Source organism: Streptomyces griseosporeus (assembly GCF_014656055.1).
Classification (GTDB): Bacteria; Actinomycetota; Actinomycetes; order Streptomycetales; family Streptomycetaceae; genus Streptomyces; species Streptomyces griseosporeus.
Genome location: NZ_BNBR01000005.1, coordinates 700,493 through 712,230 on the forward strand (window position 1 = coordinate 700,493; position 11,738 = coordinate 712,230).

At 73.5% G+C, this 11,738-nt stretch carries 10 protein-coding genes; 4 read left to right on the forward strand and 6 right to left on the reverse strand.

What is annotated here, in order from left to right; all coding sequences use genetic code 11:
- Positions 1 to 212: 212 nt before the first annotated feature.
- The 3 genes from IE308_RS26305 to IE308_RS26315 form a co-directional block, all read right to left on the reverse strand.
- Positions 213 to 713: a nuclear transport factor 2 family protein gene (locus IE308_RS26305; RefSeq protein ID WP_190219783.1), complete on the reverse strand. Its 501-nt coding sequence runs from the start codon at positions 711 to 713 to the stop codon at positions 213 to 215.
- Positions 710 to 1,624, reverse strand: coding sequence for a dihydropteroate synthase (gene folP / locus IE308_RS26310; protein WP_110629562.1), 915 nt, complete (start codon positions 1,622 to 1,624; stop codon positions 710 to 712). The genes IE308_RS26305 and folP overlap by 4 nt, the downstream gene beginning before the upstream one ends.
- A gap of 86 nt (positions 1,625 to 1,710) precedes the next feature.
- Positions 1,711 to 3,522, reverse strand: a complete 1,812-nt coding sequence (locus IE308_RS26315; RefSeq protein ID WP_110629563.1) for a phosphatidylglycerol lysyltransferase domain-containing protein — start codon at positions 3,520 to 3,522, stop codon at positions 1,711 to 1,713.
- 230 nt (positions 3,523 to 3,752) lie between these two features.
- On the opposite strand from IE308_RS26315, the gene IE308_RS26320 reads away from it, so the two are divergent.
- The gene (locus tag IE308_RS26320) at positions 3,753 to 4,871 is read left to right on the forward strand and encodes an alpha/beta hydrolase (RefSeq protein WP_110629564.1); all 1,119 of its coding nucleotides are present in this window, start codon (positions 3,753 to 3,755) and stop codon (positions 4,869 to 4,871) included.
- 105 nt (positions 4,872 to 4,976) lie between these two features.
- Positions 4,977 to 6,152, forward strand: a complete 1,176-nt coding sequence (locus tag IE308_RS26325; RefSeq protein WP_190219784.1) for a hypothetical protein — start codon at positions 4,977 to 4,979, stop codon at positions 6,150 to 6,152.
- Positions 6,153 to 6,241: 89 nt separating this feature from the next.
- Here IE308_RS26325 and IE308_RS26330 read toward each other — a convergent pair whose 3' ends face one another.
- Both IE308_RS26330 and IE308_RS26335 read right to left on the reverse strand, forming a co-directional pair.
- Positions 6,242 to 7,579: a PH domain-containing protein gene (locus tag IE308_RS26330; RefSeq protein ID WP_190219785.1), complete on the reverse strand. Its 1,338-nt coding sequence runs from the start codon at positions 7,577 to 7,579 to the stop codon at positions 6,242 to 6,244.
- Positions 7,576 to 8,115, reverse strand: coding sequence for a PH domain-containing protein (locus IE308_RS26335; protein ID WP_373314592.1), 540 nt, complete (start codon positions 8,113 to 8,115; stop codon positions 7,576 to 7,578). Before IE308_RS26335 ends, IE308_RS26330 begins: the two co-directional genes overlap by 4 nt.
- Before the next feature lie 31 nt (positions 8,116 to 8,146).
- On the opposite strand from IE308_RS26335, the gene IE308_RS26340 reads away from it, so the two are divergent.
- Positions 8,147 to 9,298 carry an NADH-quinone oxidoreductase subunit D gene (locus tag IE308_RS26340; protein ID WP_110629568.1) on the forward strand — a complete coding sequence of 384 codons (1,152 nt, stop codon included), beginning with the start codon at positions 8,147 to 8,149 and terminating at the stop codon, positions 9,296 to 9,298.
- Between the two features lie 15 nt (positions 9,299 to 9,313).
- Here IE308_RS26340 and IE308_RS26345 read toward each other — a convergent pair whose 3' ends face one another.
- Positions 9,314 to 10,336 carry an SAM-dependent methyltransferase gene (locus tag IE308_RS26345; protein ID WP_373314593.1) on the reverse strand — a complete coding sequence of 341 codons (1,023 nt, stop codon included), beginning with the start codon at positions 10,334 to 10,336 and terminating at the stop codon, positions 9,314 to 9,316.
- A gap of 118 nt (positions 10,337 to 10,454) precedes the next feature.
- Here IE308_RS26345 and IE308_RS26350 point away from each other — a divergent pair, with 118 nt between their 5' ends.
- Positions 10,455 to 11,657 carry a sensor histidine kinase gene (locus tag IE308_RS26350; RefSeq protein WP_110636865.1) on the forward strand — a complete coding sequence of 401 codons (1,203 nt, stop codon included), beginning with the start codon at positions 10,455 to 10,457 and terminating at the stop codon, positions 11,655 to 11,657.
- Positions 11,658 to 11,738: the final 81 nt, after the last annotated feature.

An 11,738-nucleotide genomic window follows, 5' to 3' on the forward strand; every position in this document is an offset into this window, starting at 1 on the left:
CGGCCTCAGTCGAATCTACCTGCGGGCACTGACAGCGCCGGGCCACGGGGGCGGGGCGCCGGGCCGGGTCCGGCAGGGTTCATCGCGTGTTTCCCCTGGGAAACCCGGCTGCTCACGGGTTGGTAGCCGCCCATACCCCAGGGCCCGTGATTCCAACCACTTCCCGGTCCCGTTTGGTCCCTGTGGGCGGTACCTGTAGATCGTCTACCCACTCAGGAGGGTGACTCGTCGCTTTCGTCCTCGTCGTTTTCGGCCAGAACGGGGGAGGCGTGGTGGGACCAGAGTTTCCAGCCGTCGGGTGTGCGGCGGAACACGTTGGTGGCGACGACGAGCTGGCCGACGAGGGGGCCCAGCTCCTCGCCGTCGGAGGGCGGGCCGCCGCTGAGGATGTTCTCGGTGCAGGTCACGAGGGCGGTGTCGCCGGTGACGGAGACGTGCACGTCGGTGAGGAAGAACTGGATGTAGTCGGTGTTCGCCATGATCAGCGCGTACGACCGCAGGACCTCGCCGCGTCCGGTGAGCACCGGCCAGCCGGGGTGCACGCAGGAGACCACGCCGCTGTCGGCCGGATCGTGGTACTCCTCGTCGACGCCCAGGTCGGCCGGGGTGAGCCAGAGCCCGGACACCGCTTCGAAGTCGCCCCGCTCCAGTGCCTCGTAGAAGGCGGTGTTGGCGGCCTCGACCTGTTCGACGTCGGTGTGGGGGGCGCTCACCGGGCTCCCTCGGCGCCGCGCGCGGAGGCCGCGCCCAGCGCGTGGCCCGTGGCGCGCGCCTCTTCCACGGCGTGCGCGACGCGTACGGCGTCCGCGGTGGCGCGTACCTCGTGTACGCGTACGGCCCACGCGCCGGCGTGCGCGGCGAGCGCGGAGACGGCGGCGGTGGCCGCGTCGCGCTCCCGCGCGGGCGGTGGGGCGCCGTCCGGGCCCGCGAGGACGCGCCCGAGGAACCGCTTGCGGGAGGCGGCGACGAGCACCGGATGGCCGAGGCCGAGCAGCCGGTCGAGGTGGGCGAGGAGGGAGAGGTCGTGCTCGGCGTTCTTGGAGAAGCCGAGGCCGGGGTCGACGACGATGCGGTCGGGGGCGATGCCGCCGGCGAGGACGGCCTCCACGCGCGCGTGGAGTTCGTCGACGACTTCGCGGACGACGTCGTCGTAGACGCCCGCGACGTTGCCGCCTTCCAGGAAGCCGCGCCAGTGCATGACGACGAAGGGGGCGCCGGCGTCGGCGACGGCGGGGACCATCCGGGCGTCGGCGAGGCCGCCGCTGACGTCGTTGACGAGGGCGGCGCCGGCCGCGAGGGACCGCTCGGCGACGGAGGCGCGCATCGTGTCGACGGAGACGACGACGCCCTCGGAGGCGAGGCCGCGGACGACGGGGATCACCCGGCGCAGCTCCTCGGCCTCGTCCACGCGGGTGGCGCCCGGCCGGGTGGACTCGCCGCCGACGTCGACCAGGTCGGCGCCCTCGGCGACCAGGTCGAGGCCGTGCTTGACGGCGGCCGTCGTGTCGAACCAGCGGCCGCCGTCGGAGAAGGAGTCCGGGGTGACGTTCACGACGCCCATGACGGCGCAGCGGTCCCATTCCGGAAGGCCCGTGACGCTCCCGCGTCCGCTGTGGATGCTCATACGTTCAGCGTAGGCCCCCGGCCGTGGCCGTAACGCCGTACGGCCGGGGGCGGCCCGCTGTGGGGGCGGGCCGCCCCGGGGGCCGGTCAGGCGGCCCGCATGTCGCGCTCGGAGACCGCGTGGGCGCAGGGGCGGGCGCTGGGCGTGCGGCGGCGCAGGAAGCGCGGCAGCGGCAGGGCGAGGTTGACGAAGCCCTCCGCCTGCATGGCGGCGAAGCCGATGCGGGGCAGGTCGGCGGAGGCCCGGTAGACCACGAAGCGCGGTTCCCAGCGGGGCTGGAACTTGGCGTTGAACTTGTACAGGGACTCGATCTGGAACCAGCGCGAGAGGAACACGAGCAGTCCGCGCCAGGCGCGCAGCACCGGGCCGGCGCCGATCTTCTCGCCGCGGGCCAGTGCCGAGCGGAACATGGCGAAGTTCAGCGACACGCGCGTGATGGCGAATTTCGGTGCGGCCTGGAGGGCGGCGACGATCAGCAGTTCGTTCATGCCGGGGTCGGCGGCGCGGTCGCGGCGCATCAGGTCGAGCGAGACCCCGTCGGGGCCCCAGGGCACGAAGTGCAGGATGGCCTTCAGGTCGCCGTAGGGGCCGGGCTGCTCGTCGGCCTTGTGGGCGGTGGCGATGAGGCAGTCGCCGTCGGCGGGGTCGCCGATGCGGCCCAGCGCCATGGAGAACCCGCGTTCGGTGTCGGTGCCGCGCCAGTCCTCGGCGGCCCGCCGGATCCGCTCCAGCTCGGCGTCGCCGAGGTCACGGATGCGCCGTACCCGGGTTTCGTAACCGGCGCGCTCGATGCGCTTGACCATCTGGCGCACGTTGCGCATCGCGCGGCCGGCGAGCGAGAAATCCGCGACGTCCACCACCGCCTCGTCGCCCAGTTCGAGGGCGTCGAGGCCGGTCTCCCGGGTCCACACCTCGCCGCCGGTCTCCGAGCAGCCCATCACGGCGGGCGTCCAGGAGTGGGCGCGGGCCTCGTCCATGAAGCGTTCGATGGCGCCGGGCCAGGCCTCGACGTCGCCGATGGGGTCGCCGCTGGCGAGCATCACGCCGGAGACGACGCGGTAGGTCACCGCGGCCTTGCCGCTGGGGGAGAAGACGACGGCCTTGTCGCGGCGGAGCGCGAAGTGGCCGAGGGAGTCGCGGCGGCCGTGCTTGTCCAGCAGGGCGCGCAGCCGCTGCTCGTCCTCCTCGGTGAGGCGGGCGGCGGGGTGCTCGGGCCGGAAGGCGAGGTAGATGGTGGTGACGGCGGTGAGCAGGCCGAGCGCGCCGAGGGAGAAGGCGACGGTCCAGGAGGTGTTGCCCTGGTAGTCGACGGGGCCCTCGAAGCCGAACAGGCCGTAGATCACATGGGTGATGCGGTCGGCCAGGCTCGGGTTGCCGACCATGCGGTGCGGGTGGACGCTGACGATCACCAGCCCGAGCGCGAGGGAGCCGGCGCTCATCAGCACGAAGTTGGCGAGCGCGCGCCACCGGCTGCGCGGGTCGGGCAGGGCGGAGAACTGGTCGCGGTGGATGATCAGGGGCGCGAGCAGCGCGAGGGAGATCACCACCCCGAGGAACGAGTGACGATACGTGAACTGTGCCACCGCACCCGCGGGCAGCAGTGCCACGGCGGCCCGCCAGGCGCGGCGCTTGCCGCGCTTGAGGCCGTGGGCGAGCAGAAGCAGCAGTACGCCCGCGCTCAGCGACAGCGCCGCGGCGAACGGCCCGAAGGAGCCCGGCAGCACCTCCGCCATGGCGTGCATACGGCTGTGCCGGAAGCGCGGGAAGACGCCCGCGCCCACGTTCAGCAGGCCTACGAGTGCGCAGGCTCTGCCGACGAGGACGGGAACGGCCTCCGGGCGCGGGCCCCGGAAAAGGTGACGCACGCGGCTTGATCGGTTCGGAACCCCGCCCGACATTTCCCCATCTTCCCTGACAGACATCGCATCCCGTTAGTTCTGCGAGAGACCTTGGATCCGGTGCCCTTCCGGGCATCCGGCGACATTGCGCCCTCTAGGACGGTGTCTCGGGGGGAGAGGTTCACTCTCCCCGTCAAAGCCGGTTCAAAGGCCGGGGAAAGTCCGGGGCAAGCCCTCGCGAAGGAGCGGGAGGCGGCCGGGTCGGGACGGAAAGCGCAGGCAGGAACCCCATGGGTCTCATGAGCAATACGGTGCTGGTGCTGGCGATCTTCTTCGCCGTACTGCTGTTCTTCGGAACGGTGTGGCTGTGGCCACGCCTCGCGCGGCGCAACTGGCGTGCGGTCGGCGGGCGGGTCGGCCTGCTGCTCGCCACGCAGGTGGCGCTGTTCGCGTGCGTGGGGCTCGCCGCCAACCAGGCCTTCGGCTTCTACGCCAGCTGGGCGGACCTGTTCGGGCAGGAGACCGGGCAGGGCGTCGTCGTGGACCACACGCAGGGGCGCGGCCAGGACGGCCCGCTGCGCGTGGTCGAGACGCGGCGCGTGCCCTCCGGCAGCAAGCGGCCGGAGATCGGCGGGCAGGTGCAGAAGATCGCGATCGTGGGCCGTACGACGCACATCGCCACGCCCGCGTTCGTGTATCTGCCGCCGGAGTACTTCCAGGCGCAGTACCGCACCCGGACCTTCCCGGCGGCGGTCGTCCTCACCGGCTACCCGGGCACCGCGGGGGCGCTCGTGGACAAGCTGAACTACCCGAGCACGGCGCGCGAGCTGGCGAGCGACGGGCGGATGCAGCCGATGATCCTGGTGATGATGCGTCCGACGGTGGCGCCGCCGCGCGACACGGAGTGCGTGGACATCCCCGGCGGGCCGCAGACGGAGTCGTTCTTCGCCAAGGACCTCCCGGAGGCGATCTCCGGCCACTACCGGGTCGGTACCAAAGCGGGCAGCTGGGGCATAATCGGCGACTCCACCGGCGGTTACTGCGCGCTGAAGATCGCCATGCACCACCCCAAGGTGTACGCGGCGGGCGTCGGTCTGTCGGCGTACTACAAGGCGCCGATCGACCCCACCACCGGTGACCTCTTCCACGGCGACAAGCTGCGCCGCAACCGCGCGGACCTGTTCTGGTACCTCAAGCACGAGCCGGCGCCGGACACCTCACTGCTCGTCACCTCCAGCAAGCAGGGCGAGCCGAACTACAAGGAGACGCTGCGGTTCATCCAGCAGGTGAAGGCGACCGACCACACGCGCGTGTCGTCGATCATCCTCGACTCGGGCGGCCACAACTTCAACACCTGGCGGCGCGAGATCCCGCCGGCGCTCCAGTGGATGAGCGGACGTCTGTCGTGAGGGCACGGCGCCCTTGTTCCTGACGTCCTGTGAGGCCTTCTGCGTTGGCTGTCTTTTTACGGGGCCGGGCTCCACGATTCGCCTACGCGCGGTAAGTTTCTGGCCATGCCACGTGGACGTCACCGCCATTCCCCGCCCTTGCACAGGCTGATGCCACCTTCGGCGATCGCAGGCGTGTCACTGGTCTGCGCGTTCGGCCCCTGGGTGTTCACGGATACGACGCTGCTGCGCACCCTGGCGGCGGTCGCCGCGGCGACGGCGGTCGTCGGCGCGGCCGTCATGCGCCGCTGGGACGCGCAGGCGGGCAAGCAGGTGGCCGACCTCGCGCGCGCGCGTGCGAGTGACGAGTGGCGGCACGAGGAACGCGTCGCCGAGCTGGAGACCGACCTGGAGGAGTCGCGCGAGCTGCGCGCCAAGCTGGAGCAGCGGCTGCGCGCCAAGCGTGCCGAGCTGGCGGGCCTGCGCAACGAGCACGCGGCCCTGCTGCGCCGGTACGCCACCGCCGAGACCGAGCGGGCCAGCGCCCTGGAGGGCCGCCGGCTGCTGGAGATCGAGGCCGCGGCCCCGGTCGGCACGGCCCGGGCCCTGCCGCCGGCGCGGGTGGCGCCGGAGGTGGAGAGCGCGGCGCCCGAGGAGGCCTCCGAGACCGCCGGGGACCGGGCGGAGGAGACGCGGACGCCGGCGGTGTTCTCGCCGGAGGGCTCGAAGCTGTTCCTGCGGGCGCAGGCGGCGCTCGCCCGCTTCGACACCGAGGCCCGCGCGGAGCACCCGGACGACGCTGAGCGCACGGAGCCCGCGAAGCCCGCGGAGCGTCCCGAGGGCGGCACTGCCGCCGGGAACGCGCGGGAGGGCGAGACGCAGGAGGACGGCGCGCAGGGGAAGCCCGAGGCGGTCGACGCCCACGCGCGCGCGGCCGCCGACCCCCAGACGCCCGCCGGCGGTCCCGCCGCCCATCAGCCGGCCGCGGGGCACTTCGCGGTGCCGACCGCGGTGGCCGTCGTACCGGCCGCCCCGCCCGCACGGCGTCCGGCGGCCGAGGGCGGGTTCGACTTCTTCGGCACGAAGAAGGCACCCACGCGTGCCGCGCTGGAGGCGGTGCAGAACGAGGACCTGGCCGACGTGGTCGGCGAGGAGGCCTTCGCCCTGCACAAGGCGGAGGCCGAGGCCGCGTTCAAGCCGGCCGACGAGGAGTCGCGCGGCGTGGGCCAGGTGATCGACCTGACGGCACATGACGAGACCGAGCAGATCGACGTGCAGGGGCTGCGCAGCGCGGTGTCCTGACGGGCGTACGGAACAGCGATCGCGGCGGGGTGCTCCGAGGGGGGCGCCCCGCCGCAGCCGTTCCCGGCCACCCCGCACGCTCGTGGCCGTCAGGCCATCCACCGGTCCGGCCGCGCGTCCCTGCGCCCCGTCCGGGACCGTTCCGCCTGCCCGTGCAGCAGCTCGGCCGCCTCTCCCGCGTCCCGCAGACGCGCCGTGACGGTCCTGCCCGCCCCGGTGTCGACCCGGACGTCGGCAAGGCGCCACAGCCGCTGCCAGGGCCCCTGGGTGAGCCGTACGCTCTGCACCTTGGCGTGCGGCACGAGCGCCAGGCTGCGCCGCAGCAGCCCGTGCCGCGCCGCGAACACCGCGCCGGTGACGGCGATGCCGTAGCCGCGCCACCACACCGGCAGGCAGCGGCCCGCACGCCGGGGCGGCCGGGACAGCGACGCCGTCTCCGGCACGGTCACGCCGGGCAGCACCCGCGCGACGACCGCCGCGGCGACCTCCCGCGGGGCGACCGGGACCAGCACCGAGTTGTCCGACCCGGCCACGTCCAGCTCGACGCGCACCCAGCCGCGCCGCCGCCACAGCAGCGGCTCGACGATCCGCACCGTCTGCGCCCGGCCCGGCGGGACCGTCTCGTGGCTGCGGTCCAGCAGCCCGTGGTCGATGCGCAGCCCGTCCGGCGACTCGCCCACCGTCCAGTCGTACTCGCCGACGAACCGGCCCACGCTCGCCGCACCCGCCGCGCCCAGCAGCGGCAGCGCGGTCGCGAGGACCGTCCACACGCTCTCGGTGGCCAGCCACAGCACGGGCGGCACGACGAGCGCGGCGAGCAGCGAGCCCCAGGTGGCGCCCGTCAGCACGAGGGAGACGGCCAGCACACGCGGGGGCACGCGCAGCAGTTCGCGCGCCGGGGCCTCACCGACCTCGTGCGCCGTCTCGGGCGCGAAACCGGCGGCGCGCGCGAGGAGTTCCGCGCGCAGCGCACGCGCCTCGCGCTCCCCCAGAAAGGCCAGTTCGTCCTTCTTGTCGGCACCCACGACGTCCAGCCGCAGCTTCGCCACCCCCGCCACGCGCGCGAGGAGCGGCTGGGTGACGTCGACGGCCTGGATCCGCTCAAGCCGGATGTGCGCGGTACGGCGGAACAGCAGGCCGGTACGGATGCGCAGCTCGGTGTCGGTCACCGAGAAGTGGGTGAACCACCACGTCAGGAAGCCGTACAGGGCGGCGGCCGGGACGATCACGGCGAGCGCGACCAGCAGCGTGGTCGTCGTGAGCCGGCTCAGCTGGCGCTGCGTCTGGTCCGGGTCGTGCACGGCCCAGCCCACGAGCACGGCGATCGGCGCCCATGCCCGCCGCAGGGGGGTGACCGGGTGCAGCCGCCGCTCGGGGACGGCACCGGGAAGGCGGGATACGCCGTCGTCCGCGCCCGGCGTCGTCACAGTCCCGCCGATCGGGCCTCGCCCAGTTCGGTGAGCCGGTCGCGCAGCCGTTCCGCCTCGGCCGGGTCCAGGCCCGGGATGGTCGCGTCGGTCGCGGCGGCGGCCGTGTGCAGCTGGACGCTGGCCAGCCCGAAGTGCCGCTCGACCGGCCCCGAGGTGACCTCGACGAGCTGCATCCGGCCGTACGGCACGACCGTCTCCTCGCGCCACAGCACACCCCGGCTGATCAGCAGGTCGTCGGCGCGCTCGGCGTACCGCCAGGACCGCCAGTTGCGGCCGAGCAGCACCCAGCCCCACGCCGCCGCGGCGAGCGGCAGCAGCGCGAACGCCGCCCACGCGGGGCCGACGAGGAGGCCCGGCAGCAGCCCGGCGGCCAGCGCCAGCAGGCCCAGCCACACCACCAGCAGCATCCGGCGCATCCGCAGCAGCCCCGGCGGCAGCCCGGTCCACTCCGGCCCGTCCGCCGCGCCCCGCGCCACCGCTCCCGCCGCTCCCGCCGCGCCCTGTCCCACGCCCCGCGGGCTCCCCGTCTCCATACCGCCAGCGTACGTAGGAGAGACTGTGTCCATGACTCCTACGACGGAGACCATGGTCGGTATCGGCGGCGCCGCGGAGAGCACCGACATGGTGCTCAACATCGGGCCCCAGCACCCGTCCACGCACGGCGTGCTGCGGCTGAAGCTGGTCCTGGACGGCGAGCGCATCACGCGCGCGGAGCCGGTGATCGGCTATATGCACCGGGGCGCGGAGAAACTGTTCGAGGCGCGCGACTACCGGCAGATCATCGTCCTCGCCAACCGCCACGACTGGCTGTCGGCGTTCTCCAACGAGCTGGGCGTCGTCCTCGCCGTCGAGCGGATGCTCGGCATGGAGGTCCCCGGGCGCGCCGTGTGGACGCGGACCCTGCTGGCCGAGCTGAACCGGGTCCTCAACCACCTGATGTTCCTCGGCTCGTACCCGCTGGAGCTGGGCGGCATCACGCCCGTCTTCTACGCCTTCCGGGAGCGCGAGGTCCTCCAGAACGTCATGGAGGAGGTCTCCGGCGGGCGGATGCACTACATGTTCAACCGCGTCGGCGGCCTCAAGGAGGACCTGCCGGCCGGCTGGACGGCACGCGCGCGTGAGGCCGTCGCCGCCGTGCGCTCGCGCATGGACGTCTTCGACGACCTGGTGCTCGGCAACGAGATCTTCCGTGGGCGCACGCGGGGCGTGGGCGTGCTCACCCCGCAGGCCGTGCACGCCTACGGCGTGAGCGGTCCCCTCGCGCGCGCCTCCGGCGTCGACTTCGACCTGCGCCGCGACGAGCCCTACCTCGCCTACGGCGAGCTGCAGGACGTCCTGAAGGTGGTCACCCGCGAGGAGGGCGACTGCCTCGCCCGCTTCGAGTGCCTGCTGGAGCAGACGCACAACGCCCTCGACCTCGCCGACGCCTGCCTCGACCGGCTCGCCGAGCTGCCGCCCGGGCCGATCAACCAGCGGCTGCCGAAGGTCCTGAAGGCGCCCGAGGGCCACACCTACGCGTGGACCGAGAACCCGCTCGGCATCAACGGCTACTACCTGGTCAGCAAGGGCGAGAAGACGCCGTACCGGCTGAAGCTGCGCTCGGCGTCGTACAACAACATCCAGGCGCTGACCGAGCTGCTGCCGGGGACGCTGGTGGCGGACATGGTGGCGATCCTGGGGTCGATGTTCTTCGTGGTCGGCGACATCGACAAATAGCGCCACGTCACACCGTCACGCCTCCGCCAGCGGGTCCGCCGTGCCCACCGGCTGCACCAGCCACCCGAAGTCGCCCAGTCCGCCCTCGGCGGTGAGTTCGGCGGCCTCCCCGGCGCCCGCCAGGGCGCGCACGTAGCCCGCGGGGTCCGTGGACGCGAGGGCGAGCGGGGGGCGCGCGCCGGTGAGGCCGAGAGCGCGCAGGGCGTCGCGCTGGCGCATGAGGCGCGCGCGGGGGAGGGCGTGCACGCCCTCCGCGTGCGCCGCACACGCGTCCAGTGCCACATGCGCCGTGATGTCGCACGTCCCGTCGGGCACGGGTGCCGTCTCTCGGCCCGCCCGGAACCCTGTCAGGGTGCCGAACGGCGGGCGGGCGTCGGCCGTGTGGCCGTAGTCCACGGCCACCGCGAGCCCCCGCTCGACGCACCCGACCGCGGACGCCCACGCCTCGTCCCGGGGCAGCCCGATCTCCGCGCGCAGCCCCTCCTCGCCGGTCAGCGGCCACCAGCGCCGCAGCCACCGGGCGTCCGCCTCCGGCACGGGATCCCCGAGGCGTTCGGTTCCGTCCCGCCGTACCAGGACCCGCCGGGGCACACCGGCGGCGTCGGTCTCGGCGACGTCGAGGGGCACGTTGTCCAGCCACTCGTTGGCGAAGAGCAGGCCGGTGATCCCCCGGGGCGGCTCGGCCCGCCAGATGATCCGCGGGTCGAGGCCGCCGGGCCGGGCGGCGATCTCGACGGCGTACGCGCGCGTGCGTGCCGCCACCTCGGCGGGCAGGGCCTCCAGCACACCGGCGGTCAGCTCGCCGCGCCCGGCCGCAAGGTCGACGAAGTCCAGCCGACCGGGACGCCCCAGCGCCTCGTCGACGCGGCACAGCAGCCCTGCCACGGCCCGCGCGAACAGCGCCGACGCGTGCACCGACGTACGGAAGTGACCGGCGGGGCCCTCCGGGCGCCGGTAGAAGCCCTCCGGCCCGTACAGGGCCGCCTCGGTCGCGGCCCGCCAGCCGCACCACTCGTCCGCCGTCGCCTCGTGCACCACGGGGACAGACTAGGCGCACAGAAGATCGGCTCCTCCACCTTGCGGAGTACACGCATCGGATCCGGATCGGTCCTCCGGTTGACCCATGCACGCATCCGGCTTCCCTACTCTGGGTTACGTGCAGCGCCTCTATGACTTCCTCCGCAGACACCCGACCTGGGTCGACGGCTTCTGGGCCGTCTTCCTGTTCGGGCTCTCGCTCATGGCGGAGCTGACCGGTCAGGAGGCGCACGGCACCGACTCCCCGGCGCTCGTGCTGCCCGTCATGCTGCTGCTCTGCGCGATGATCGCGCTGCGCCGCCGGATGCCGGAGAAGATGCTGCTGCTGGCCGTCGGGCTCGGCGCCGCCCAGGTGGCGCTGGACGTGGAGACGCGCATCGCGGACTTCGCCCTGCTGGTGATCGTGTACACGGTCGCCGCGACCGGCGAGCGCTGGGCGTCCCGGCTGGCGCTGGCGACGGGCCTGAGCGCGGCGACGGTGGCACAGCTGCGCTGGCCCAACCACGAGACCAGCGCGCTGGGCAACGTGGCGATAGTGGTCTTCCAGACGGTGCCGTTCGCGCTCGCCTGGGTGCTCGGCGACTCCATCCGCACCCGGCGCGCCTACTACGCGCAACTGGAGGAGCGCGCGACCCGGCTGGAGAAGGAGCGCGAGGCGCAGGCGAAGGTCGCGGTCGCCGCCGAGCGCGCCCGGATCGCGCGCGAGCTGCACGACGTCGTGGCGCACAACGTGTCGGTGATGGTGGTGCAGGCCGACGGCGCCGCCTACGTCCTGGACGCCGCGCCCGACCAGGCGAAGAAGGCGCTGGAGACGATCTCCTCCACCGGCCGCCAGGCCCTCGCGGAGATGCGCCGCCTGCTCGGCGTCCTGCGCACCGGCGAGCACCAGGAGGCCGGCGAGTACGTCCCGCAGCCCGATGTGCAGCAGATCGAGGACCTCGTCGAGCAGTGCCGCGGCTCCGGTCTGCCCGTCGACTTCAAGGTGGAGGGCACCCCGCGCCCGCTGCCGAGCGGCGTGGAGCTGACGGCGTACCGCATCGTGCAGGAGGCCCTCACCAACACCCGCAAGCACGGCGGCCCGAACGCCGGTGCGAGCGTGCGGCTGGTGTACTTCGACGACGGGCTCGGCCTGCTGGTGGAGGACGACGGCAAGGGCGCCCCGCACGAGCTGTACGAGGAGGGCGGCTTCGACGGCCAGGGCCACGGCCTGATCGGCATGCGCGAGCGGGTCGGTATGGTCGGCGGCACCCTGGACGCGGGCCCGCGCCCCGGTGGAGGATTCCGCATCAGCGCCCTGCTGCCGCTCAAACCGGCGCACTGACGCCGCCGCACGCCCCCGGCTGACACCTGTAAGCCCCCGCAATAACCGCGCTAGCCCCATACGGCGTCCACAAGGACAGCG